The sequence below is a fragment of the Streptomyces sp. NPDC058284 genome (assembly GCF_042881135.1).
Taxonomy (GTDB): Bacteria; Actinomycetota; Actinomycetes; order Streptomycetales; family Streptomycetaceae; genus Streptomyces.
This window is the reverse complement of record NZ_JBHVYE010000019.1, coordinates 25,521-50,142: the sequence shown is the minus strand read 5'-3', so window position 1 is coordinate 50,142 and position 24,622 is coordinate 25,521. Positions and strand designations below refer to the sequence as shown.

General features: G+C 70.4%; 22 protein-coding genes and 1 pseudogene. 11 read left to right on the top strand and 12 right to left on the bottom strand.

Annotated elements, in window-relative coordinates:
* The first annotated feature begins 2 nt into the window (after positions 1-2).
* The 8 genes from nadC to ACFVYR_RS25040 all read left to right on the top strand — a co-directional run bounded on the left by nadC (position 3) and on the right by ACFVYR_RS25040 (position 4,885).
* Positions 3-1,004: a carboxylating nicotinate-nucleotide diphosphorylase gene (gene nadC, locus ACFVYR_RS25075; RefSeq protein WP_384259150.1), complete on the top strand. Its 1,002-nt coding sequence runs from the start codon at positions 3-5 to the stop codon at positions 1,002-1,004.
* Positions 1,004-1,810 carry a type III pantothenate kinase gene (locus tag ACFVYR_RS25070; protein ID WP_384259147.1) on the top strand — a complete coding sequence of 269 codons (807 nt, stop codon included), beginning with the start codon at positions 1,004-1,006 and terminating at the stop codon, positions 1,808-1,810. The genes nadC and ACFVYR_RS25070 overlap by 1 nt, the downstream gene beginning before the upstream one ends.
* Before the next feature lie 117 nt (positions 1,811-1,927).
* Entirely contained in the window at positions 1,928-2,116 is a 189-nt protein-coding gene (locus tag ACFVYR_RS25065; protein WP_384259145.1) for a hypothetical protein, read from the top strand.
* A gap of 172 nt (positions 2,117-2,288) precedes the next feature.
* The gene (locus tag ACFVYR_RS25060; protein ID WP_384259223.1) at positions 2,289-2,882 is read left to right on the top strand and encodes a hypothetical protein; all 594 of its coding nucleotides are present in this window, start codon (positions 2,289-2,291) and stop codon (positions 2,880-2,882) included.
* A 14-nt stretch (positions 2,883-2,896) separates the two neighbouring features.
* Positions 2,897-3,076, top strand: a complete 180-nt coding sequence (locus tag ACFVYR_RS25055; protein ID WP_384259142.1) for a hypothetical protein — start codon at positions 2,897-2,899, stop codon at positions 3,074-3,076.
* Between the two features lie 169 nt (positions 3,077-3,245).
* Entirely contained in the window at positions 3,246-3,632 is a 387-nt protein-coding gene (locus ACFVYR_RS25050; protein ID WP_384259140.1) for a BlaI/MecI/CopY family transcriptional regulator, read from the top strand.
* 9 nt (positions 3,633-3,641) lie between these two features.
* The gene (locus tag ACFVYR_RS25045) at positions 3,642-4,193 is read left to right on the top strand and encodes an amino-acid N-acetyltransferase (protein WP_384259138.1); all 552 of its coding nucleotides are present in this window, start codon (positions 3,642-3,644) and stop codon (positions 4,191-4,193) included.
* A 353-nt stretch (positions 4,194-4,546) separates the two neighbouring features.
* Entirely contained in the window at positions 4,547-4,885 is a 339-nt protein-coding gene (locus ACFVYR_RS25040; protein WP_384259135.1) for an Lsr2 family protein, read from the top strand.
* Here ACFVYR_RS25040 and ACFVYR_RS25035 read toward each other — a convergent pair.
* Positions 4,864-5,454: an SCO3374 family protein gene (locus tag ACFVYR_RS25035; protein WP_384259133.1), complete on the bottom strand. Its 591-nt coding sequence runs from the start codon at positions 5,452-5,454 to the stop codon at positions 4,864-4,866. The two genes, ACFVYR_RS25040 and ACFVYR_RS25035, sit on opposite strands and share 22 nt — an antisense overlap.
* A 440-nt stretch (positions 5,455-5,894) precedes the next feature.
* Between ACFVYR_RS25035 and ACFVYR_RS25030 the strand changes: the two genes are divergently transcribed.
* The gene (locus tag ACFVYR_RS25030) at positions 5,895-8,423 is read left to right on the top strand and encodes an ATP-dependent Clp protease ATP-binding subunit (RefSeq protein WP_384259130.1); all 2,529 of its coding nucleotides are present in this window, start codon (positions 5,895-5,897) and stop codon (positions 8,421-8,423) included.
* Between the two features lie 86 nt (positions 8,424-8,509).
* On the opposite strand, the gene ACFVYR_RS25025 is transcribed toward ACFVYR_RS25030, so the two are convergent.
* From ACFVYR_RS25025 to ACFVYR_RS24995, 7 genes and pseudogenes are all read right to left on the bottom strand, one after another.
* A complete protein-coding gene (locus ACFVYR_RS25025; RefSeq protein ID WP_384259128.1) occupies positions 8,510-11,080 on the bottom strand; it encodes an NACHT domain-containing protein in 2,571 nt (856 codons plus the stop codon).
* A 131-nt stretch (positions 11,081-11,211) separates the two neighbouring features.
* Entirely contained in the window at positions 11,212-13,773 is a 2,562-nt protein-coding gene (locus ACFVYR_RS25020) for an NACHT domain-containing protein (protein ID WP_384259126.1), read from the bottom strand.
* 44 nt (positions 13,774-13,817) lie between these two features.
* Positions 13,818-14,117 carry a hypothetical protein gene (locus tag ACFVYR_RS25015; protein ID WP_389612730.1) on the bottom strand — a complete coding sequence of 100 codons (300 nt, stop codon included), beginning with the start codon at positions 14,115-14,117 and terminating at the stop codon, positions 13,818-13,820.
* A gap of 25 nt (positions 14,118-14,142) precedes the next feature.
* Positions 14,143-14,262: pseudogene (locus ACFVYR_RS25010) on the bottom strand (DUF1016 domain-containing protein); the annotation flags it as partial.
* A 26-nt stretch (positions 14,263-14,288) separates the two neighbouring features.
* Positions 14,289-14,486, bottom strand: a complete 198-nt coding sequence (locus ACFVYR_RS25005) for a DUF397 domain-containing protein (protein ID WP_384259121.1) — start codon at positions 14,484-14,486, stop codon at positions 14,289-14,291.
* Positions 14,483-14,755: a Scr1 family TA system antitoxin-like transcriptional regulator gene (locus tag ACFVYR_RS25000; protein WP_384259119.1), complete on the bottom strand. Its 273-nt coding sequence runs from the start codon at positions 14,753-14,755 to the stop codon at positions 14,483-14,485. Before ACFVYR_RS25000 ends, ACFVYR_RS25005 begins: the two co-directional genes overlap by 4 nt.
* A 55-nt stretch (positions 14,756-14,810) precedes the next feature.
* Positions 14,811-17,924, bottom strand: a complete 3,114-nt coding sequence (locus ACFVYR_RS24995; RefSeq protein ID WP_384259117.1) for an NACHT domain-containing protein — start codon at positions 17,922-17,924, stop codon at positions 14,811-14,813.
* Positions 17,925-18,418: 494 nt separating this feature from the next.
* On the opposite strand from ACFVYR_RS24995, the gene ACFVYR_RS24990 reads away from it, so the two are divergent.
* On the top strand, positions 18,419-19,117 hold the full coding sequence (locus tag ACFVYR_RS24990) for a M23 family metallopeptidase (protein WP_384259115.1): 699 nt from the start codon (positions 18,419-18,421) through the stop codon (positions 19,115-19,117).
* A gap of 14 nt (positions 19,118-19,131) precedes the next feature.
* Here the strand turns inward: ACFVYR_RS24990 and ACFVYR_RS24985 are convergent, their stop codons facing one another.
* Positions 19,132-19,725 (bottom strand): TetR/AcrR family transcriptional regulator, encoded by a 594-nt coding sequence (locus tag ACFVYR_RS24985; protein WP_384259112.1) that lies wholly within the window; start codon positions 19,723-19,725, stop codon positions 19,132-19,134.
* 394 nt (positions 19,726-20,119) lie between these two features.
* Between ACFVYR_RS24985 and ACFVYR_RS24980 the strand changes: the two genes are divergently transcribed.
* Positions 20,120-21,604 carry an MDR family MFS transporter gene (locus tag ACFVYR_RS24980; protein ID WP_384259221.1) on the top strand — a complete coding sequence of 495 codons (1,485 nt, stop codon included), beginning with the start codon at positions 20,120-20,122 and terminating at the stop codon, positions 21,602-21,604.
* A 120-nt stretch (positions 21,605-21,724) separates the two neighbouring features.
* Here ACFVYR_RS24980 and cseC read toward each other — a convergent pair whose 3' ends face one another.
* From cseC to ACFVYR_RS24965, 3 genes are all read right to left on the bottom strand, one after another.
* A complete protein-coding gene (cseC, locus tag ACFVYR_RS24975; protein WP_384259110.1) occupies positions 21,725-23,134 on the bottom strand; it encodes a two-component system sensor histidine kinase CseC in 1,410 nt (469 codons plus the stop codon).
* Between the two features lie 85 nt (positions 23,135-23,219).
* Positions 23,220-23,933 carry a two-component system response regulator CseB gene (gene cseB / locus ACFVYR_RS24970; protein ID WP_384259108.1) on the bottom strand — a complete coding sequence of 238 codons (714 nt, stop codon included), beginning with the start codon at positions 23,931-23,933 and terminating at the stop codon, positions 23,220-23,222.
* Between the two features lie 77 nt (positions 23,934-24,010).
* Positions 24,011-24,607 (bottom strand): hypothetical protein, encoded by a 597-nt coding sequence (locus ACFVYR_RS24965; protein WP_389612724.1) that lies wholly within the window; start codon positions 24,605-24,607, stop codon positions 24,011-24,013.
* Positions 24,608-24,622: the final 15 nt, after the last annotated feature.

Sequence of the window (24,622 nt, the reverse complement as noted above, 5' to 3'; positions counted from 1 at the left end):
CCGTGAGCACCCCCGACGACCTCCCCCTCGCCACCCCCTCAGCAGCCGGCGGCGGCTGCGGCGACGCCTGCGGCTGCGGCGGCGGTGACGACGCGTTCGACCCCCTGGAGTGCGGTCTCGACCCCGCCCTCGCGCGACTCCTCGCCGAGGCGGGCCTCGACCCGCTGCAGATCGAGGACATCGCGCACATGGCCATCGAGGAGGACCTGGCCGGCGGCGTGGACGTCACCACGGCCGCCACCATCCCCGAGGACGCGGTGGCCACCGCCGACTTCGCCGCGCGCGAGCCGGGCACCGTGGCGGGCCTGCGCGTCGCCGAAGCGGTCCTCTCCGTGGTGTGCGAGGACGAGTTCGAGGTCGAGCGGCACGCGGAGGACGGTGACCGGGTCGAGGCGGGCGACGTCCTGCTGAGCGTCACGACCCGCACCCGCGACCTGCTCACCGCCGAGCGCAGCGCGCTGAACATCCTGTGCCGCCTCTCCGGCATCGCGACCGCCACGCGCGCGTGGGCGGACGCGCTCGACGGCGCGAAGGCGAAGGTCCGCGACACCCGCAAGACGACGCCCGGCTACCGCGCCCTGGAGAAGTACGCGGTACGCATGGGCGGCGGCGTCAACCACCGCATGTCGCTCTCCGACGCGGCCCTGGTCAAGGACAACCACGTGGTCGCGGCCGGCGGCATCACGCAGGCCTTCAAGGCCGTCCGCGAACACTTCCCCGACCTGCCGATCGAGGTCGAGGTCGACACGCTGCACCAGCTGCGCGAGGTCGTCGACGCGGGCGCCGACCTGATCCTCCTGGACAACTTCACGCCCGGCGAGACCGAGGAGGCCGTCGCCCTCGTGGCCGGCCGCGCGCTCCTCGAATCCTCCGGCCGCCTCACCCTGGAGAACGCCCGCACGTACGCGCAGACCGGCGTCGACTACCTCGCGGTCGGCGCGCTCACGCACTCCTCCCCGATCCTCGACATCGGCCTCGACCTGCGGGAAGCGGTGCGGGACTGATGCTGCTGACGATCGACGTAGGGAACACCCACACCGTCCTCGGCCTCTTCGACGGTGAGGACATCGTCGAGCACTGGCGCATCTCCACCGACGCGCGCCGCACGGCCGACGAACTCGCCGTGCTGCTCAACGGCCTGATGGGCATGCACCCGCTGCTCGGCGACGAGCTGGGCGACGGCATCGACGGCATCGCGATCTGCTCGACGGTCCCCTCGGTCCTGCACGAGCTGCGCGAGGTCACCAGGCGCTACTACGGCGATGTGCCGGCCGTCCTCGTCGAACCGGGCATCAAGACCGGCGTCCCGATCCTCATGGACAACCCCAAGGAGGTCGGCGCCGACCGCATCATCAACGCGGTCGCGGCGGTCGAGCTCTACGGCGGCCCGGCGATCGTCGTCGACTTCGGCACCGCCACGACCTTCGACGCGGTCTCCGCGCGCGGGGAGTACGCCGGCGGTGTCATCGCGCCCGGCATCGAGATCTCCGTGGAGGCGCTCGGCGTACGCGGCGCGCAGCTCCGCAAGATCGAGCTGGCCCGCCCGCGCAGCGTCATCGGCAAGAACACGGTCGAGGCCATGCAGGCGGGCATCCTGTACGGCTTCGCGGGCCAGGTCGACGGAGTGGTGAACCGCATGGCGCGCGAACTCGCGGGCGCGGGCGGCGACCCCGACGACGTGACGGTCATCGCGACGGGCGGTCTCGCGCCGATGGTGCTCGGTGAGGCCTCGGTCATCGACGAGCACGAACCGTGGCTGACGCTGATCGGTCTCCGCCTCGTCTACGAACGGAACATCACCCGTACCTGACCGATTGCCGACGCCGTCGTGTGCACAACCCTCCGCCATCTGCAAGAGTCTGCGCAGGGACGGGACTTGGCGGGTGTGGGCGGGTTGGTACGGATGAGGCGCAAGAGACGAGTGAGCGTGGCGTTGGCCGCGCCGGCACTGGCGCTGGTGGCTGTCATCGGCGCCCCGACGTCCGCCATGGCGCGGTCCGCCTCCCCCGCGATGGCCGGGGCGGGCGCGGGGATCCTCCCCTGGCTCGCCGTGGCGGCGGTCGCCGTGCTGGGCATCGGGGCGGTGGCCTACGCGGTGGCCCGCCGGGCGGAGTAGCCGTCCAGGGAGCCGTCCTCCAGCGGTGAGGTGGCAGTCCCGGTCGGAGCGCATTGGCTCGCCCCGCCCCCGCCCCGCTCACCCAACGCGCCGTTAATTGGCGTTAAGCCGATTTTGTCCGTTTAGCGCGTATCGTCAGTCCATGCCCACGCCATACGGATCCCGGGGCGGCATGGCCTTCAGCGCGGAGGAGCTGCGTGTGCTCCGTCGCGCTCTGGCGCTCGCCCTGCACCCCAGCCCCGCCTGCGACGACGACGTCCAGGACTGTCTCCGTCTAGCCGAATCGGTCGACGAAGCGGTGCGCGAGGGCGCCAGGCTACGTGCCTTCCTCGTGGCCGACCTCGCCCGCTACCGGGCGGCCCTGCCCGGCACCGCGTCCGGTTACCTGGCCCTCCTCGACGACGTCCTCGCCACCGGCTACCAGCCCGGCGTCGACGACCTCGCGGCCCTGCGTGCCCTGCGCGGCAACCCGGTCGCGGCCGCCCTCCTCGACCGCTGCCGCGTCCTCGCCGAACGGTCCGTGCGCGCCCGCCTCGCGGGCCGCGCCGTCCCCGCACAGGAGCGGGCCGCCCTTCCCGTCCCGGCCCCCGCGTCCCGCACCACCCGCCTCCTCGCCCTGCCCGGCGCCAAGAGCGAGCCCGCCGAGCGCCGCCCGGCCCCCGCCCCGGCGCCGCCGCGCCCGGTCCCGACCCCGGCGGAGGTGTTCCCGCCCAAGCGCCGCCCCGAGACACCCGAGGGTCCGCCGCGTCAGCTCGCGGCGGGCTAGCTACTCTGGGGGGCATGGACTACGTTTCCGCGCTCGTGCCCCCCGTAGTGATGGCCGTGTTCTTCATCGGTCTCATCGTGACGATCGTGAAGACCCAGGGCGGTGCCAACAAGGCCAAGGAGGACGCGGCCGTCGACGCCGCGATCAGCCGCGCCGAAGCGGCCCGCCGGAGCCCGGAGGCAGGCGGCGCCTGAACGGCCGCCGCATCCCGCCCCCCCTGCCCCACCCCGCACCCAGGCGTACGACTCGCGTGCCTTTCGAGTCGTACGCCCTTTTTGTTGCGGAAATTAGTGGTACGCCACGTCCCTCACGCATCACGCCAATAGTGACGTCTCCCACTATTGTTCAACTGTGCCTCGTCCATTGGGAGAACTCGAAGACTCAGTCATGACGCGGGTGTGGAAGTGGAACCGCCCCGTGACCGTTCGAGAAGTCCTGGAAGACCTTCAGCAGGAACGGTCCATCGCGTACACGACCGTGATGACCGTTTTGGACAATCTCCATCAGAAGGGCTGGGTGCGCCGCGAAGCGGAAGGCCGGGCCTATCGATATGAGGCGGTCTCCACTCGCGCCGCCTACGCCGCCGCACTGATGAACGAAGCCTGGTCGCGGAGCGACAACCCGGCGGCGGCGCTGGTCGCCTTCTTCGGCATGATGTCCGAGAGCCAGCGCGAAGCGCTGAGCGACGCGATGCGTATCGTCCAAGGCCCGGAGAACCCCGGTGCCGCGGAGCGCGCCGCAGAGCGATAGCGTCCGCTCATGCCAGCAGAGGTCCCCGAACGCAGCGAACTCAGCGAACTCAGCGCAAAAGCGGTCTCGGTCCGCAGGGCGCGAACCTCCGATGTGCCGGCCGTGCGCGGGCTCCTCGACTCCTACGTCCGCGAGCGGATCCTCCTGGACAAAGCGACGGTCACGCTTTACGAGGACATCCAGGAGTTCTGGGTGGCGGAACGCGACGACAACGCGGAGTTGGTCGGCTGCGGGGCTCTGCACGTGATGTGGGAAGACCTCGCGGAAGTGCGCACGCTCGCGGTGAATCCGGTGGTCAAGGGGGCCGGAGTGGGGCATCAGCTGCTGGGCAAGTTGCTGCAGACCGCCCGTTGGCTCGGAGTCCGCAAGGTTTTCTGTCTCACCTTCGAAGTCGACTTCTTCGCGAAGCACGGCTTCGTGGAGATCGGTGAGACTCCGGTCGACGGAGATGTCTACAGCGAGCTCCTGCGTTCCTATGACGAGGGCGTCGCGGAGTTCCTGGGCCTCGAACGAGTGAAACCGAACACCTTGGGCAACAGTCGGATGCTTCTGCACCTGTGATCGTCCGACCGTAACGCCGGGGCGTAAGGCGGGGACGTAACGTCACGCCGTATCGGACCCCCGTATCAGCACCAGTATCGTCACGTCGTATCGACCCCCGTAACGGCCCCGTATCGGCCCCCGGTATCGGCACGTCCGTATTCCTGGCAGCCAGCATGCCCCGGTCGTCTATGTCCGAAACGCGCACGTTTCCAGGCTTCTAGGGGTGCCAGGTCTCTCCCAGGGGTTTGTGTTTTTCCGGCAAAAGCGGTTTGCTTTCCGACGTACTGCAGTACTGCATATAACAGGGGCCGGGGAATCGGCGGCGTACGTCGTGCGGCCCGGTCTCACAGTTATCGATGAAAGGAAATCCGGTGGCACAGAAGGTTCAGGTCCTTCTTGTCGATGACCTCGACGGTGGCGAGGCAGACGAGACCGTGACGTTCGCGCTGGACGGCAAGTCCTACGAGATCGACCTCACCACGGCCAACGCGGACAAGCTCCGTGGCGCCCTTGAGGACTTCGTCAAGGCTGGTCGGCGCACCGGAGGCCGTGGTTCCGGCGGCCGTGGCAAGGCCCGCGCGGCGACGTCGGGCGGCAGCCAGGACACCGCCGCGATCCGCGCCTGGGCGAAGGAGAACGGTTTCGAGGTCAATGACCGCGGCCGTGTTCCCGCTTCGATTCGCGAGGCCTACGAGAAGGCCAACGGCTGACGGCTGCGACGCCGCAACCGGACCCGGTGGCATTGAGTCGCCGCCGTGTCCACCAGCCGTACGAGACCGGAGCCCACGGCGGGGTCGCTGTGGAGCGCGGACCCGTCACCCCCCATCGGGGACAGGGACGGCAGCGCGGGCAGCGTCGGCTCCACCTCACAGCCGGGCTCCGGGGGCCGCAGCCAGACGGCGGCCCCCCAAGAGCCGGACAAGCCCGGGGGTGCGGGCGCCTCGATCCGCCCGCCCGCCCCGATCGCGGTGAGGCCGAGGGGAATGTCCCCCCACTCCAGCCAGTCGAGCAGGCCCGGCAGCTCCTCCGCGCTCCCCGCGCTCACCAGGAGCCGCATCGTTTCCCCGCGCAGTGCCACCGGAGCCTTCGGTCCGAGGTGGCGCAGCGCAGCGAAGCCCGCCTCCGCCGGCAGTTCCAGGACGTCGAAGCGCAGCCCCGTCACCAGGGACACCGGGCCGGGGCCGGGGACCGTCGCCCAGCCGAGCTCGTTCTCGTACCACTGCCGCACCGGGTCGCTCTGCTCGACCGGTACACGGGGCTGAGGAACTGTGGGGGCCATGTCCTGGCAACAGCCGAAAGGGCGCAAGGGTTACGGAAAGTACCGGCCTGGATGCGTTACGTGGTCGACGAGGGGGCGTAAAGGGGTATCCGGGGATGCAAGGGTGTTCGCCCGTAGCTGAGGGAACCGGGGCGCGCCGCATGGAGTGTCAGTCCCGACGGGTAAGACATCCCTAGTGGGAAGGGGCGACACGCAGTCTCGGACGCCGTACGTTCGCCATCGGCGTAGTGCTGGTGAGGGTAACTGTCTGGCCTGCGGGAACATCGTCTCGCACCATCGGGTTGATGCTGTTGTCGGCGTTCGAGGTCAGGACTTCCCCTGCGAAGGGGGCCGGGTGTCGGCAGTTGGAATGAGCGGTCCCCGCTTGCGGGACTAAGCTGCGGAAGGACAGGGAGGGGACCGACCCCTTACTGCCTGACCGCTCTGAGGAGCGATTAACGATGTTCGAGAGGTTCACCGACCGCGCGCGGCGGGTTGTCGTCCTGGCTCAGGAAGAAGCCCGGATGCTCAACCACAACTACATCGGCACCGAGCACATCCTCCTGGGCTTGATCCACGAGGGCGAGGGTGTCGCCGCTAAGGCCCTGGAGAGCCTCGGGATTTCGCTCGAGGCGGTCCGCCAGCAGGTGGAGGAGATCATCGGTCAGGGCCAGCAGGCCCCGTCCGGGCACATCCCCTTCACCCCCCGTGCCAAGAAGGTCCTGGAGCTCTCGCTCCGCGAGGCCCTTCAGCTGGGCCACAACTACATCGGCACGGAGCACATCCTGCTCGGCCTGATCCGCGAGGGCGAGGGCGTCGCCGCCCAGGTCCTGGTCAAGCTGGGCGCCGATCTCAACCGGGTGCGGCAGCAGGTCATCCAGCTGCTCTCCGGCTACCAGGGCAAGGAGACCGCCACCGCCGGCGGTCCTGCCGAGGGCACGCCCTCCACGTCCCTGGTCCTCGACCAGTTCGGCCGGAACCTCACCCAGGCCGCTCGTGAGTCCAAGCTCGACCCGGTCATCGGGCGCGAGAAGGAGATCGAGCGGGTCATGCAGGTGCTGTCCCGCCGTACGAAGAACAACCCGGTGCTCATCGGTGAGCCCGGCGTCGGCAAGACCGCCGTCGTCGAGGGGCTCGCCCAGGCCATCGTCAAGGGCGAGGTGCCCGAGACCCTCAAGGACAAGCACCTCTACACCCTCGACCTCGGCGCGCTGGTCGCAGGCTCGCGCTACCGCGGTGACTTCGAGGAGCGCCTGAAGAAGGTCCTCAAGGAGATCCGCACCCGCGGCGACATCATCCTGTTCATCGACGAGCTCCACACCCTGGTGGGTGCGGGCGCCGCCGAGGGCGCGATCGACGCCGCCAGCATCCTCAAGCCGATGCTGGCCCGCGGTGAGCTGCAGACCATCGGCGCCACCACGCTCGACGAGTACCGCAAGCACCTGGAGAAGGACGCGGCCCTTGAGCGCCGCTTCCAGCCCATCCAGGTCGCGGAGCCGTCGCTGCCGCACACCATCGAGATCCTCAAGGGTCTGCGCGACCGTTACGAGGCCCACCACAGGGTCTCCATCACGGACGAGGCGCTGGTGCAGGCCGCCACCCTGGCCGACCGGTACATCTCGGACCGCTTCCTCCCCGACAAGGCGATCGACCTGATCGACGAGGCCGGTTCCCGGATGCGCATCCGCCGGATGACCGCGCCGCCGGACCTCCGCGAGTTCGACGAGAAGATCGCGGGCGTCCGCCGCGACAAGGAGTCCGCGATCGACTCGCAGGACTTCGAGAAGGCCGCCTCGCTGCGCGACAAGGAGAAGCAGCTCCTGGCCGCCAAGGCCAAGCGCGAGAAGGAGTGGAAGGCCGGCGACATGGACGTCGTCGCCGAGGTCGACGGCGAGCTGATCGCCGAGGTCCTCGCCACGGCGACGGGCATCCCGGTCTTCAAGCTGACCGAGGAGGAGTCGTCCCGCCTGCTGCGCATGGAGGACGAGCTCCACAAGCGCGTCATCGGCCAGAAGGACGCCGTCAAGGCGCTCTCGAAGGCGATCCGGCGTACGCGAGCGGGTCTGAAGGACCCGAAGCGTCCCGGCGGCTCGTTCATCTTCGCCGGCCCGTCCGGTGTCGGTAAGACCGAGCTGTCCAAGGCGCTCGCCGAGTTCCTCTTCGGCGACGAGGACGCGCTGATCTCCCTCGACATGTCGGAGTTCAGCGAGAAGCACACGGTCTCGCGGCTCTTCGGTTCGCCCCCCGGTTACGTGGGTTACGAAGAGGGCGGCCAGCTGACCGAGAAGGTCCGCCGCAAGCCGTTCTCCGTCGTCCTCTTCGACGAGGTCGAGAAGGCCCACCCGGACATCTTCAACTCGCTCCTGCAGATCCTGGAGGACGGTCGCCTGACCGACTCCCAGGGCCGGGTCGTCGACTTCAAGAACACGGTCATCATCATGACGACCAACCTCGGCACCCGGGACATCTCGAAGGGCTTCAACCTCGGCTTCGCGGCCCAGGGCGACACGAAGTCCAACTACGAGCGGATGAAGAACAAGGTCAGCGACGAGCTGAAGCAGCACTTCCGCCCGGAGTTCCTGAACCGCGTGGACGACGTCGTCGTCTTCCCGCAGCTCACGCAGGACGACATCCTCCAGATCGTCGACCTGATGATCACCAAGGTGGATGAGCGCCTGAAGGACCGGGACATGGGCATCGAGCTCTCCCAGTCCGCGAAGGAGCTGCTCTCGAAGAGGGGCTACGACCCGGTGCTCGGCGCGCGTCCGCTGCGGCGCACGATCCAGCGCGAGGTCGAGGACACCCTCTCCGAGAAGATCCTCTTCGGCGAGCTGCGCCCCGGCCACATCGTGGTCGTCGACACGGAGGGCGAGGGCGAGACCGCCACGTTCACCTTCCGCGGCGAGGAGAAGGCGGCGCTGCCCGACGTGCCGCCGATCGAGTCGGCCGCCGGTGGCGGCGCGGGCCCGAACCTGAGCAAGGAGGCGTAGCCTCAGGCCACGCTTCACAGGGGCTGCCCCGGAACCGTTTCATACGGTTTCGGGGCAGCCCCTTTCTGGTGCGTACGAGGTGGCCCTCAGGCCGTGATTGTGACGCCCTCCGGCACGTTCCGTACGCGCGGCAGGCGCGGGTTGACGCGCAGGACACGCAGGCCGGGGAGGCGGGCCAGCCACGCCATGTCCGGGTCGGGCAGCTCGGCGTTGATCCACAGGTGCGTGAGAGGTCCCGGGACCAGGCCCGCGAGCAGCTCCTCGGTGCGCATGATGCCGGCCACCTGGATGCGGGGCCGCCCGCCGAGTTCCCGCAGGGCCGCGAGCTCGGCCGCGTCGGACACGGGGAAGTACAGGCCCTCCGGGTCGAGGTGGGCGATGATCTCGCGCGCGTACCGCTCGGTCTCGAAGTGGCGCCAGGGGCGGGCGAGCTCGGTGCGGATGGCTAGTGAGGAGCGGGTGCGCAGCCGGGCGAGGTAGTCGATCGCCGCGTCGTCCTGCACGCGGGTCGCGGTGATGGCCAGGAGCAGCGCCTGCTGGTCACCGGGTACCTGCTCGGGCTCCGGCAGCTGCTCAAGGACGATGGGGCCGACCCAGCCGAGACTGCGGGCGCCCTGCTCGGTGGTGGGGCGCAGGAGGTTCTTCGTGCGCCGGTGCACGAGTTCCTGCATGGCCGGGTCCAGCTCGCTGACGTGCTCCAGGCAGGCCGCGGCCATCAGGCGCCGGTGGTTCACGTGCGGCCTGCGCAGGTGGGGCGCGGCGGCCAGCAGGTGCTCCAGGAAGTGGGCGCATTCGTCGGGGCGGGCGTGGGCCGCGGACATCCGGATGACCTCCTCCCACTCCGGCTGGTGGGCGTGGTCGACGAGGGTGTGCAGATGGCCGCGGGCCACGATCTCCTTGGCGGCCAGGTAGTCCTGGAAGGTCCGGTGGATGAACTCGACGGAGATGCCCGCCAGTTCGCGCAGCAGTCCGGTGCGGTGCAGCAGATGGCGGAAGATCTTCTCGCCGTCGCCCGCGGCGCGGGCCGAGGGGATGGCGGGCAGCGCCGCGTCGAGGACCTCGACGACCCGCCCGCGCGGCAGTTCCGAGACGCCCTCCGCGAGCATGGCGTGGGCGAGTTTGCGCAGCAGGAGTTCCCGGGCGCCCTGCTGGAGGCGTACGTCGTCCGCGTAGAGCACGTCGCGTTCGGGGTCGCGGCGTTGCAGGAGCATCTCCAGGGCGGCGTCGTAGAGCTCCTTGCGGCCCTTGGGCAGGGAGCCCGAGCGGTCACGGTTGAGAGCGCATATCAGGCCGCACATCAGCGGGTTGGTGGCGAGCTGGCGCAGCTCGCGGTAGATGCGTACGGAGTGCAGGAGGCGCTGCTCGTACTCCTTGAGGTCGTCGCGGTCGGGCTGCTCTCCGTACTGGTCGTCGCCCATCGCGGCGCTGTGCCAGTCGCGGATGAAGCGGGTGACCTGGTCGCGGGACATCGGGGCGAGCGACAGCTCCGTGAAGCCCTCCTCGGCGAGGCGCTCCTGGGCGAGCCAGCCGTCCTCCACGGCGGAGGGGCGCGAAGTGACCAGGCAGGCGGTGCCTGAGAAGACGCGGAGGAGCCGGCGGAGCTGGTCGCGCAGGGCGCCGCGGGTCTCCTCGGGCGCCTCGTCGATGCCGTCGACGAGGAGCAGGGCGCGGCCCGCGAGGAGCGTGCGCACGACCCAGCCCTCGGGTTCCCGCCCGGCCAGCGGATGGCGCACGGCGCGCAGGAAGTCGTCCGGGGCGGGGAAGCCCTCGCGGGCGAAGCGGCGTACCGGCAGGACGAAGGGGACCCTGGCTCCCTCGCGGGCGGCGGCCACCGCGAGCCACTGCACGAGGGTCGTCTTGCCGGAGCCCGCGACACCGCGCAGCAGGACCCGTTCATGGCCCTCCAGCGCCCGGTCGGCGAGGAGCACCGTGCGCTGCTGGGCGCCTGTCACAGGGCCGCCGGGGTGCTCCTCCGCCTGGAGGCTGAGGTAGGTGTCCTCCAGGGGCCAGCGGTCGGGCGCGTTGGCGAAGTCGACGCCGACGATGGTCAGCCAGCCGTGCTGGCGCACGACCTCCTGCGCGTACGCGGCCTCGAAGTCGGCGTCCTCCTGGGAGGGCTGGGGGCGGCGGGCCGCGGCGGCGGCCTCGGCGTCGTTGAGGTCGACGAGCTGGCGCACCCGGCTCGCGCGCTCGGGCAGGTGCCGCTGGATGTACGGGGAGCGGCGCACGAGGTGGTGCAGGACGTGCAGGCAGACGGCGACGAGCAGTTCGTCGTGGAACCAGGCGGCGTCGGGGGAGAGGCGGCGGTCGGCGCCCTGGACGGCGCCGCGCAGCCGCCTGGCGTAGTCCTGGGGCCCCAGGCGCACGGCGTCGGCGTCGGTGAGGTCGAGTTCGCCGATGGCGAGCAGGGTGCGGGTCAGCACGTCGGCCACGGCGGGCAGTTCGCGGGTGGGCGTGGAGTGCGTCTCGGCGGCGAGCTGGATGAACTCGGCGGCGGTGCGGTGGACTTCGTCCGGGTCGGCCGGGGCGTCGGGCCCCCGCCAGGTGGCGAGGGCGGCGATCAGGTCGGGGGTCTTGGGGGGCCGGGGCGGGACGCGGAACAGCCGCTGCACGAGGGGGGCGGAGAGGGTCGACGGGGTGCGTACTACGGGCTCCATGGGCATCGCGGTCCCTGGGTCGGGTCGTGCCGTAGTCGGGTCTTGCCGTGGTCTGGTGGTGCCGTGGTCGTGCATGTTCGTGCGTGGTCCGGCGTGCCGCGAACGGGCCTGCCGCAGGAGCCAAGCCTAGGTCAAGCGCGCCTGCGCGGGGGCTGGTTGAGCTGCACACCGGGCGGTATCCGCTGCGCGGTCGCGGCGCTCACCTCGGTGCCCATGTCGACGACGGCGAGGTGGGGGAAGGCCGAGAGCCAGGCGAGGCCCTCCACGGGGTGCGGCGCGTCCAGGGCGAGGCGGACGAGCTGCTCGGGCACGATGAGTTCGACGAGGTCCTCGACGCGGTAGGCGCCGACGACCTTGATGCTGGGCCAGCCGCCGATGGAGCGCAGGGCGCGCAGGTCGTCGGGGCCGTGCGCGGGGACCATGGGGCGCTGCGAAAGCCGCATGATGATCTCCCGGAGGTAGAGCTCCCGGTCGTAGAACGTCCAGGACGCCGCGAGGGCCAGCTGCACCTTGCGGTCGGGGTGGTCGCGGAAGCGGGTCAGGAAGTGCAGCGCGGCCGGGCTCGCGACCTTGGCGGCGGCCAGCGGCACCAGGTACGCGATCTCGTCGTCGACCTCGCCGGGCCCGGGCAGCAGGCCGAGTGCCAGCTCGCTGCCCACCTCCGCCAGGTCGTACGCCTCGCGCTCCGACCTGGGCGGCACGAGCGAACGCAGGCCCTCCTCCACCAGCGCCCGCACGGCCGGCGCCACCTCCGCCGCGTACGGCAGCGAGGCCGCCGCGAGCAGTTTGGCGTGCGGACTGCCGCGCTCCACGAGGCGCCGCAGCATCTGTTCCGCCTCCTTCGGCCGCGCGTGCGCGACGGCCAGCAGGATGACGTCCTCCCACTCGGCCGCGTCGGCGTGGCTCAGGAGCAGGTCGAAGTCCAGCTCCTGCACGGCGAGGCGGGAGCCCAGGTAGTCCTGGAAGGTGCGGTGCAGGAAGTGCACCCGGCCCTCGGCGGGCTCGCGCAGCAGCCCCGACCGCAGGAGCAGCGAGCCGTAGACGCCCTCGCCGCCGCCGTCGAGACCCATCGAGGGCGCCGCGTCGCCGAGGATGTGCACGGCGTCCGAACGGTCCATCTCCGCCCGGCTGTTGCGGATCAACCACCACGCGAGCTTCTGGAGCAGCTGGATCTGGATGGCGAACGGGATTCGCGACCCGGACGAGGGATACAGCTCCCGCTCCACGTCCCGGCGCTCCAGGAGCATCGTCAGCGCGGCCTCGTACAACGACTTCCTGTCCTGCGGCAGAAAACCCCGCCGGTCGCGGTGGAGGGCACAGAGCATGCCGCACATCAGCGGATTCGTGGCGAGCCGGTTCAGCTCGGAGGCCGCCCGCACCGACTGAAGGAGCGCCTCGCCGACCGCCTCCTCGACGCCCGCCGCGCGGTGCCAGCGGTGGACGAACGTGGCGACGTCGTCCCGCCCCATCGGCGAGAGCGTGAGCTCGGCGAAACCGGTGGCGTCCAGCCACTTGTCGGGGACGGCGGACGGGCGGGACGTGACGAGCCACAGATTGCCCGGGAACGTACGTGTCAGATCCCGCAGCCAGCGCTTGGCCGCCGCGCGCCGGTCCTCGGAGATCTCGTCGAGGCCGTCGACGAGCAGCACGCCGCGCCGCGCCCGCAGCACCCGCTCCACCCAGCCCGCCGGCTGCTCCCCGGCGACCAGGCATCCGACGGCCGCCAGGAAGTCACTCGGAATGGGCAGTTCCGCCCCCGTCCTGACGATCCGCCGCATCGGCAGCACGAACGGCACGCGGCCGATGAGATGCGTGAGCCCGTGCGCGTACGTCCGGTCGGCCGCCGTCACCGCCAGCCACTGCACGAGCGTGGTCTTGCCCGACCCGGCGACGCCGCGCAGCAGCACGTGGTCGTGGTGGGCGAGGACCCGCTCGGCGGCCACCCGCGTCCCGCCCTCCTCGGGCTGCTCCTTGGTCGCCTCCAGGCTGAGGTAGGCGGCGTCCAGCGGCCATTCGCTGGTCCCCGCGTAGACGTCGAGACCATAGATGGTGAGCGTGCCGTGCCGCTCCACGATGTACGCCGCGTACCGCGCCTCGAAGGCGGCGTCCGCGCTCGACTGCGACGGCAGCCGTTCGAGGAGTACGTCGATGGCGGTGACGAGCCGCGCGAGCTGCTGGCTCTGCGCGGTCTGGAGCCGGGCGATGTACGTGGAGCGCTGCGTGAAGAAGTTCAGGATGTGCAGGGACGCGGTATGGAGCAGCCGCTCGTAGAAGATCTCGGCGTCGGCGCTCAGCGCGAACGTGGCGACGACCACGGCGGACTGCGCGCTCAGCCTGCGCGCGAACTCCTCGGGCCCGAGGGCGACGGCCTCGTAGTCCTCGATGGTGAGCGTCCCGAGCCCGGCGAGCGCCCGCGCGAGCGCGTCCCTGACGGCGACGGCATCCCCGGCGTCCACGGGCCGCTCGCCGGGCCCGGCGGCTTTCAACGCCCTGCGCACCAGCTCATCGGCGATCTTCTCGACGTCCTTCGGCGTGACGCCGCGCTTCTCGCCCCTGAACGAAACGAGCGCGGATATCCGCACGGGCTTGGCGACCAGCCCCGCCCCCGGCTGATCCTTCACGAAGAGCTTCTTCACGAGCGGCGCGACCGCACTGGAGGCGAGACGGGCACCGAGGGCTCCGGGGTCGACCATGTACCGAGGGTAGGCCAACGGGGCTTGTGGGCGCGGCAGTTACGTCATGCGTGGGCGGCTCCCGGCGAGGGCTGGACCCCATCGATGGCGACCTGCACCACGCGGGCCAAGTCATCCTCACTGGGCACCAATTCCCGCGCCTTCGGGGCGAGCGTGGAGTACGAGGTGACGGCCATCGGGTCGCTGCCGGCGTCGAGGGCCAGCTGGACGGCGGCCTTGTTGTGGCGGGCCCCGATGAGGAACCCGATGGTCGCGTCCGTCCGGCACGGTCGCGGCGAAGTTGTTGGCGGCGGCGCCCTGGGTGAGGTGCAGCCCCTGGCGGATGAAGCGGTCCGGAATGGCACGGGACCAGCCGTTGCGGACGGCTTGGGCGGCGTAGAAGTCCAGCTCGGACGGGGTGTCCAACTTGGTCATGAGGACGGTGATGTGTCCCCAGGGCAATTGGGCAACGGGTTGTTGCGCAATTGCTCCCGGCCACGTGCGGGCCATCTTCTGGGGCTGGGGCGCGATTGGGGTCACGTCACCCGAACGGTGTGGTTGGACGAGGTGAGGGTGCGTATCAGGGCGGCGAAGGCGGTGGGGCTGGTGGTGAGTGTGGTGGTCGGGGCGTCGCTCTCTTGGAGGTGGATCCGCCCGGTGTGGTGTGCGGCCACGTAGACGCAGTTCGCCTGGTCGCCGCTGAAGGAGGACTTCTGCCAGTCGAGAGTGCTCATGCTTGTGCTCCCAGGAGGGTGTACAGGATGTGTTGGACGAGGCCCAGCGAATCCCGTGTTCCGTGCTTGACGGGGATCACCGTCGTGTCGATCGCCGGGAGTGCTGCTGCGCCGAGCCGTTCAAACTGGCGGCGGTACTTGGTAACGGTGTCTTCCCCGTGGAGGAACATCGACTGCGCGGGATGTTCCATCAGTACGGTCTCCAGCGCGCCGCCATGCGAGGCGGAAACCCTCGGCCTCGGCCACCTGGGGGACGCCGCTCTCTGCACCTCCGAGCTTGCGGGGTGACGCCCGCGAGCGTGGGCAAAGGCGTGTGGTTTCAGCTCAATCGGTGAGGGGGTCGTAGGCGGTCACCCCGACCCGGGCGGGCAGGGCTTCCCGGCCGGTGGCCGTGGGAGTGGGTACGCGCAGGCGGCTGAGGGACCGAAGGCCCGCCAGAGGGGTGACGTCCAGCGTTTCGTGCCCCGGAGGGGTGAGCACGTTCACGTCGACGAGTGCGGGCAGGAGCGTCACGAGGCGGGCTACCGCGGCATCCCACACGCCCTTGGGGGACACGTGCAGCTCTGTGACGCCGGGCAGGGTCAGTCCGGGCGGCGCGGCTGCGAGGCTGTCGGACGACATGGTCAGCTTCGAGAGATGAGGGAGGCGGGCGAGGACACCCCACTGCGCGGCGTCCAGGCGGATCGAGGCGCTGAAGATGACCCAGTCCAACTCCTCCCATCGTTCCATGTGGTGGATGTCGGTGACGCTGTCGACGGCGTCCAGCAGCCCCAGCGTGCGCAGGGGCGCGTCGGAGGGGAACAGGGAAAGGTCCCAGGGCTCGTCGACGTCGATGATGCGCAGGTCGGTGAGGTCCCGCAGGGATGCCAGCGCTTCCGGGGTGAGGCGGGCCGGAGGAGTCTGGAGCATCAGGAACGTGGGCGCGCAGGCCACGAGCAGCCGAGAGGCGGTCTGCGGGGAGACTCCCGTACGCAGGTCCAGATATTTCGGCCGCACCCCCAGCCGCTCCAGTTCCGCCGCCTGGTCGTCGTTGAGGATCGTGAAGTGTGTCTCCCCGTCGTCGAGCTGGGTGATGACCTGGTCGGCGTACGCGCGACAGTCGTACCGGTGCCACCCCCACATCAGCTGGCTGCGTACGGCGAGACTCGAGTGCCGCGCGAACCGGGCCAGGAAAGGGATCGCCGCGTCCGACCGGACGCGGGTCGCGGTGATGGTCACGTGCCGGGCCCCGTCGTCGGTCAGTTCGTCCGGTCCCGGGAGCAGGTCGAGCACCACGGGGCCGGCCTCCGCGAGGTCACGGGCCTCCGACGGACTGCGCGGCGGAATCAGTGCCGCCGTCCGCCGCTCCACCTCCTCCCGCACCGCCGGCGCCAGCTCCGCCGCGTGTTCCAGGCAGGCCGCCGCCAGGAGATGGATCCGCTTCCTGGCCCGCTCGTCCGGGTGGCCGTCCCCGTACGCGAGCAGTCCGGTCAGGATCTCCGCCCGCTCACGAGGACGCGCCTGCGCCACCGCCATGCGGATGACGTCCTCCCACTGGTCGTCCGCGGCGTGGCGCGCGAGGAGCCCGAAGTCGCCCTCGTCGACCGCGGCCCGCGCGCCCAGGAAGTCCTGGAAGGTGCGGTGGACGAAGTGGACGGTGCCGGGGCCGGGTTCGCGCAGGAGGCCGCTGCGGTGCAGGAAGTGGGTGTAGACCGCCCGTGCGTCGCCGAGCACGGCCAGCTCGGGCACCGCGGGCAGCGCGTCCGCGATGAGCGACTCCGCCCGCGAAACGTCCATCACCGTACGGCCGTTGCGGATCAGCCAGTACGCGAGCCGTTGCAGGAGCTGGAGCTGCGGTTCCTCGCGCAACTCCGGCACCGCCATGTGACGTTCGCGGTCGCGGCGTACCAGGAGCATGGAGAGGGCCGCCGTGTACAGGTCCTTGCGGCCCAGCGGCAGGAAGCCCCGCCGGTCCCGGTGCAGGGCGCAGATCAGGCCGCACATCAAAGGGTTGGTCGCGAGCCGGCCCAGATCCGGTTTGGACCGCACCGCTTCCAGGAGCTGCGCCTCGTACCGTGCGAGCGCGGTGTCCTCCTCGGGGACTCCGGTGGTCGCCGCCGCGTGCCATCGCTCGACGAAAGCCGCCACCTCCGCCCCGCGCATCGCGGAGAGCGTCAGTTCCGTGAAGCCCTCCTCGGTCAACCAGTCCTCGCGCACGGCCGAGGGGCGCGACGTCACCAGCCAGCGGTTGCCGGGGAACGCGTCGATGAGGTCGCTCAGCCAGGCGCGGGTCCGGGCGCGCTCGGCCTCCGGGATCTCGTCGATGCCGTCGATCAGGACGAGGGCACGGGCTGCCGTCAGGACGCGTGCCTCCCATCCCTTCGGCTGGGTCCCCGCGAGGGGGCACCCCACTGAGGCGAGGAAGTCCGCGGGGGCGGGCAGGCGCTCGCCGTGGCGGGTGAGGGTACGCAAGGGGAGTACGTAGGGGACGCGGTCGTCGAGGTACGTCATGTGCTTACCGGCGCCGCCGGGGTCAGCCATGTCCCCGCGCGCCGCGCCCACCGCCAGCCACTGCACGAGCGTGGTCTTGCCGGAGCCCGCCTCGCCCCGCAGGAGGACCCGGTCGTGGGTGGCGAGCGCCTGGTCCGCGGGGAGCGGGGGCGTGAGCTCGACGACCGCCACCTCTGCCGTGCGGTGCTCGGCCCCCGTCGCATAGCGGACCGTCTCCAGCCGTCCGGGCGCCACCGCCTCCAGTGACATGTAGGCCGCGTCCAGCGGCCACTTCCCCGGGGAGCCCGTCAGATCGATGCCGAAGATCGTCAGCTTGCTGTGCTTCTTCGCGACGTACGCGAGATAGCGGCGTTCGAAGGCGAGGTCCTCCGCGCCGGGCGTCGCCCCGCGGGCGATCAACTCGTCGACCTTCGCGATCAGCCCGTCCTGGCCCCGGCCCTGTGCGACCAGGGTCGCCGCCACGAACGTGGACCGCTGGGTGAAGAACTGCAGGATGTGCAGGCAGGCCCACTCGGTGACCGAGTCGAGGTAGAGGGCGGCGTCCCGGGAGAGCCCGGCGGCGGGGTGCGAGCCGCCGGCCGCCGCGGCGCGCAGGAGGTCGCGGGCCAGTTTCTGGTGGCCGAGTCGGACCGCCTGGACGTCGTCCATGTCCAGGTCACCGACCGCGAGCAGCACCCGGGCCAGGGCATCCGTGACCACCCTGTCCTCGTCCGGCGGGAAGGGACGCTCACCGGGGGAGGCCAGGGACTGCCGCACCAGCCGCTCCGCGAGACGGCGCACGTCCAGCTCGCCGAGCGTGCGTTTCTCCCCTTTGAACGACACCAGCGCGGACAGCCGCACCGGCCTCTCCACCAGGCCCGCCCCCGGCCCCTCCCGCACGAAAAGCTTCTTGATCAGCGGGGTGATGGCGCTCGATGCCAGGCGGGTGCCGATGACCGCGGGATCCATGGGCGTGAGCGTAGCCCCGGTCACACTCGCGGCGGAGTGGATCCCGGGAGGCGGTGACATGGCGCACAGGACCTACGTCACGTACTAGGCGGAATAGTCGATGCCGAGAGGGGCCCGCTCGGGACCTTCGGCCCGCAACCCCGGGGACCTCCGTCGCATCCGAGTGAGCCTGGACCGTGACCGGGGGGTCAGGAACTCGCGGGCCGCCCGACGTGCGGTTGAGCCGGGGGCGGGGTCGAACATGGCTCTATCGGACTAAGGGGTAATTGTCCGGATTTCAGCTCCTCAAGAGGGCTAAATGCTCCCGCGCCGCTACGGCTTCGGGTAGTAGAAGGGGGGTTTGAGCATCCGTGGGGCGGGGGGTTACCAAGGGATGGCAGGCCCGGCGAAGCGCGGTCGGCGGGTGATCCACCCGCCCCGCCCGCCGGGTCCGTTCATGCCCCCCTCGGTCGTCGCGTCAGGCGTCGCCGTCGTACACCCCGGAGGACATCCTCATGCTCAAGCGCACCCAGTCTCCCCGCCCCGGCTCGTCGTTCCTCGGTGCCCGTGTGGCCGTGCTCGCCCTCGGCATCGGAGCGTCGGCGGTCCTCGGCGGTGGGGTCTCGGTCGCCGCAGGGGACACCAAGAGCGGTGGCGCGCTGTCCGGCGTCACCGCGAACCCGGTCAAGGCGCAGGCCGCCGCGCAGGCGAAGAAGGCCGAGGCTCAGGCGAAGAAGGCCGAGGCCGAGGCCAAGAAGGCCGCCGAGGTCAAGAAGGCCGCCGCCGCGAAGGCCGCCGCCTGGATCGACCCGGTCAAGAACTACACACTCTCCGCGACCTTCGGTCTCGGCGGCAACATGTGGGCCCACAAGCACTCCGGCCAGGACTTCGCCGTGCCGATCGGCACCTCCGTCGCGTCCGTACACGGCGGCACCGTCGTCAAGGCCGGCCCGAACGGCGCCGGTGACGGACCCGCGTACGGCAACGCCGTCGTGATCAAGCACAGCAACGGCACGTTCTCCCAGTACGCGCACCTCTCCAGGATCGACGTCCGGGTGGGCCAGACCGTCGGCACCGGCCAGCACATCGCGGCCTCGGGCAACACCGGCAACTCCAGCGGCCCGCACCTGCACTTCGAGATCCGCACGACCCCGAACTACGGCACGGCCGTCGACCCGGTCGCCTTCCTCCACTCGGTGGGCGTCAAGGTCTGAGCAGTATGTGAGTACTAGGCGCCCGTGTGCGCCCGTGTCACCAGATCGATGGCGACCTCCAGGATGGCCTTGCGCTTCTCCTCGGGGTCGCCTTCGGCGTCCTTGAGCGCGAACATCCCGCCGTGCATGGTGAACAGCGCGCTGAAGCAGCGCACCTGGTCGGCCATCGGCGCGTCCGGATCCTTGAGGATCTCGTAGAGCCCGAACATGCGGTCCTTGAAGCTCTCGCCGGTCTTCAGGTCGCGCATCGTCGCCTGGTTCTCCTGCATGAAGCGGAGGAGCGGCGCCGCTTCGACGAGGATCTCGCTGTAGCGGCTCAGGGTCTCCTGCTTGACCTCCAGGGAGACCGGCCGCGGCTGCTCGTGGCCCCAGGCGATCAGCTCGTCGATGGGCCTGGTCAGGTCCTCGAAGATGCTGTTGAGGATGTCTTCCTTGGTCTTGAAGTGGTAGTACAGCGCCGCCTTCGTGACGTCGAGGCGCTCCGAGATCTCGCGCAGTGACGTCTTCTCGTACCCCTGCTCGGCGAAGAGTTCGAGGGCCACGTCCTGGATGCGCTGGCGTGTGTTCCCGCGGCGCTGCTGCTTGCTCATGCTCGTGCCCGTGCCCATCGGGATGCTCCTCGGCTCCACTGTACTTCGAATAACTTACTTGACGCCCGGCTAGTTGGGGGTCTACCTTCCCTCAGTGTAGTCAACTAGCCGGTCGGCAAGTAAGTGCCGGGGGCCGGCGGGAGTCAGGACAGTGCGGGGAGCACGGGGAGTGGGGAACATGTCGTCAGACAAGACCAGGACCAGGGAGAAAGCCGGGCCAGGGGCGGCGACCGCCGGACCCGGTACGGCGTACGCCGACGAGTCGGAGACGCAGGCGGAGATACAGGCGCAGACGCAGGCGGAGGCGCAGGCGGAGGCGCAGGCGGAGACACTAGCGGGGGTGACGGTCGAGGCCGGGGCCAAGTCCGGGGCCAAGGACGAGCCGCAGCCCCGCAGCGTCCGCGTCGTCCTCATGGCGCTGATGATCGCCATGCTGCTCGCGATGCTCGACAACATGATCGTGGGCCCCGCGATGCCGACCATCGTCGGCGACCTCGGCGGCATGGAGCACCTGTCGTGGGTCGTGACCGGGTACACCCTCGCCACCGCCGCCTCCACCCCCATCTGGGGCAAGCTCGGCGACATGTACGGGCGCAAGGGTTCGTTCCTCACCGCGATAGTCATCTTCCTCGCGGGCTCCATGCTCAGCGGCATGGCGCAGAACATGAACCAGCTCATCGGCTTCCGCGCGATCCAGGGGCTCGGCGCGGGCGGTCTGATGGTCGGCGTCATGGCGATCATCGGTGACCTGATCCCGCCGCGGGACCGCGGCAAGTACATGGGCATGATGACCGGCGTCATGGCGGTCGCGATGATCGGCGGCCCGCTCGTCGGCGGCTCCATCACCGACCACCTCGGCTGGCGCTGGGCCTTCTACATCAACCTGCCGCTCGGCGCCGTCGCCCTCGTGATGGTGACCTCCGTCCTGCACCTGCCCAAGAAGAAGGCGCAGGGACGCATCGACTACCTCGGCGCGGCCCTGCTCACCGTCGGCATCAGCTCGCTCGTGCTCGTCACCACCTGGGGCGGTACGGAGTACGCGTGGGGCTCCGCCGTGATCATGGAGCTCATCGGGATCGGCGTCGCCTCGCTCATCGGCTTCCTCTTCGTACAGAAGAAGGCCGCCGAACCGGTCATGCCGCTGCACATCTTCCGCAGCCGCAACTTCTCCCTGATGGCCGTGATCGGCTTCATCACCGGCTTCGTGATGTTCGGCGCGATGCTCTTCCTGCCGCTCTACCAGCAGACGGTGCAGGGCGCGTCGGCGACCAACTCCGGTCTGCTGCTGCTCCCGATGCTGTTGTCGATGATGGCCGTCTCGATGGTCGCGGGCCGGGTCACCACCTCCACCGGCAAGTACCGGTCCTTCCCGATCATCGGCACCATCCTGATGATCACCGGCTTCTTCCTGCTCGCGCAGATGGACACCGGGACCTCGCGGCTCACCTCGGGCCTCTACATGGCCGTGCTCGGCGCCGGCATGGGCTTCCTGATGCAGATCACGATGCTGGTCGCCCAGAACAGCGTCGAGATGAAGGACATGGGCGTCGCCTCGTCCTCGGCCACCCTGTTCCGTACGCTCGGCTCCTCGTTCGGCGTCGCGATCATGGGCGTGCTCTTCAACAACCGCGTCCAGGAAGTCATGACCGACCGCGCCGGAGCGCTCGGCGGCAAGGTCACCGAGTCGTCCGCCCAGCTGGACGCGGAGAGCCTCAAGCACCTGCCGCTGCCCGTCAAGGACGCCTACCAGCACGCGGTGTCGTCCGGTACGCACTCGGCCTTCCTGCTCGGCGCCGCCATCGCCGTCGTGGCACTCCTCGCGGCGCTCTTCGTGAAGGAGATCCCGCTGCGCGGCTCGGGCCCCGCGGACGCGAAGACGGTCGCGGAACCCATGTAGTCCCCACCGCCCGCCTCCTCGGCGAAGCGAACAAGGCCCCCGGCGCGAGACGCCGGGGGCCTTGTCGTGTCGGTATGCGGCGTGTGTCGGTATGCGGCGTGCCGGTACGCGGCGGCAGGGTCAGAAGTTGTCCGGCAGCTTCAGCACCGGATAGCTGCCCGTGTTCGTCGGCGCGTGCTCCGGGAGCCACAGCACCGCCACCGCGCCCTCGGCCGGTTCGTCGGGCGCCGCGCCCGCCGGGCGTACGTTGCGGAAGGTGAGCCGCGCGCCGAGCACCCGGGCCTGGCCCGCCGCGATCGTCAGGCCCAGACCGTGCCCGTGCCCCGCCCGGTCGGTGCTGCCCGTGCGGAAGCGGCTCGGCCCCTCGTCGAGGAGCGCCTCGGGGAAACCGGGGCCGTGGTCGCGCACCCGGATCACCCGGCCCTCGACGCTGACCTCGATGGGCGGCTTGCCGTGCTTGGTGGCGTTGGCGACGAGGTTGCCGAGGATGCGTTCGAGGCGGCGCGGGTCGGTGGTGACCTCCGACTCGTGCACGACCGTCACCGTCACGTCCGTGGTCAGTATCGCCATGCGCCGGGACACGAACTCGCCGAGCGTGATGTCCTGCAGCTCGGCCCGCTCGGCGGCGGAGTCCAGGCGCGCCACTTCCAGTACGTCCTCGACGAGCGTACGCATCGCCTGCGCGCGGTCCCTGACCAGCTCGGTCGGACGGCCGGGCGGCAGCAGCTCGGCGGCCGTGAGCAGCCCGGTCACCGGCGTACGCAGCTCGTGCGCGATGTCCGCGGTCACCCGGCGCTCGGCCTCGAGACGCTGCTTGAGCGCGTCGGCCATGGCGTCCACGGCGCGCGCCACGTCGTCGGTCTCGTCCTTCACGACACCGCCGATCGCGTCGCTGACACTCACGTCCGTCTGCCCCTGCGCGACCTCGCTCGCCGCCGTCGCCGCCTTGCGCAGGCGCCGCGACAGCTGGCCGCCGATCAGCACGCCGAGGGCGCAGCCGCCGAAGACGACCGCGATCGACCCTATGACCAGGGCCTGGTCGAGGTCCTTCATGACAGTGGCGCTGCGGTCGGTGAAACGGGAGTGCAGCGAGAGGACGTGCCCGTCGGCGAGCGGTACGGCGGCCCAGATGTCGGGCACACCGTCGGGCTTCTGCTCGACGAAGGTGGCGCGGCGGCCCTTGAGCACCTTCTGGCGCAGCTCCTGCGGAAGCTCCGGGTCGTCGACCTTCGTACCGAACTGGAGGGTCTGGCGCTGCGAGGCGGAGGAGTAGAGCCGCAGGGCGAACTGGATGCGTTCGTCCTGGACGTCGCGCGAGTTGTCGAGCATCGAGACACGTGCGGCGTTGTGCACGACCAGGCTCAGGGCGACGGCGACCAGCGCCCCGACCAGCGCGATCGCCGCGGCGATCTTCCAGCGCACGCCGGTGCGGAAGTTCAGGTTCCGGCGGAAGCGCGGGCCCTTGCGGAGGTGCGGGCCGGACCGGAGCCTTTCGCGGACACGCTCGATCGCCCTGCGCCCCCCGTTCATACGCGTCGTCCCCTGAGTGCCCTGTGGTCGGTGTGTGTGGTGGTGCGCGTACTGGTGCCGCAGCGGATGCCCGTCACGCGTGTGCTCACGCCTTGAGTTTGTAGCCGAAGCCGCGGACCGTCTCGATGCGGTCCTGGCCCACCTTCGTACGCAGCCGCTGCACATGGACGTCGACGACGCGGGTGTCACCGCCCCAGCCGTAGTCCCACACGCGCTCCAGGAGCTTGTCGCGGGAGAGGACCGTGCCGGGCGCGGAGGAGAATTCGAGCAGCAGGCGCATCTCGGTCGGCGTCAGCGCCACCGGCGTACCGCCTTTGTGCACCTCCATGCCGACCGTGTCGATCTCGAGATCGCCGAAGTGCAGCACTCCGCCGTCCGTGCCCCCGCCGTCCTCGGGCCCTGAGCCCGCCGAGCCGGGACCGCTTGCGTGCCCGAAGCGGCGCAGGACGGCGCGGATGCGGGCGACGAGGACGGCGCCGTCGAACGGCTTCGTCACGTAGTCGTCGGCGCCTGCCTCCAGGCCGAGCACGACGTCGATGGAATCGGCACGCGCCGACAGCATGATCACCGGAACCGTCGACTCGTCCCGGATGCGGCGGCACAACGAGACCCCGTCGAGGCCCGGCACCATCACGTCGAGCAGCGCGATGTCCGGCTGATCGGCACGGAACGCCGCCAGGCCCGCGAGGCCGTCGGGCATCGCCGTCACCTCGAAACCGTCGCGCTCCAGAGCGAGCTGGGTGGCCTCGCGGATGACGTCGTCGTCCTCGACGAACAGGACGTGGGTCTGTTCTGCCATCGGATGCTCTCAGTCCTTTTCGGTGCGGCGTGCGGTGTTCCGTATACGTGGGGGGAGTCGTCGGTGGGGAGGCGGGGTCAGTCCGCGGACGGCGGCTCGAACTCGCCGTCCACCGCGTTGCCGAAGTCGTTGTGCGTGCGCCCCGACTCGGTGAAGCGGTTGGTGGACCAGTGGTACGTGATCACTTCCTCGCCGGAGGGGTAGGCCACCGAGTCGCCCTTCGCGTACAGCTGCTTCGTCACGACCAGGTCGCCCCGGTCGATCTCGGCGTAGACGGAGGCGGGTTCCTCGGCCTTGAAGACATTCTCGTACTTATCGCCCTGGGCGCGATAGACGTAACTCCCGATGCCCACCGCGTCACCGCAGGTCAGCACGTTCACCACCACATCGGAGACAGATCCTCCGGTCAGGTTGCCGTACGACACGTCGACCGGGTACGCCTTTCCCGCGCACGGCTTCAGATCCCGCTTGATCGCCGGACTGACCTGCGGGTCGTTCTTGACGAGCCGCACCGCGTCGACCTTCTTCGCGGGCATCGGCGTGGAGGCCGAGGGCGACGGGGACGGCACCGCGGAGACCACGGGCTCACCGCCTGCCGGGCCTTCGTCGCGCGCGCCGGAGCCGCCCGTCGCGCAGGCGGAGAGCAAAAGGCCGAGGGCGGCGACCGCGGTCATCGCCGCGGTCGCCGC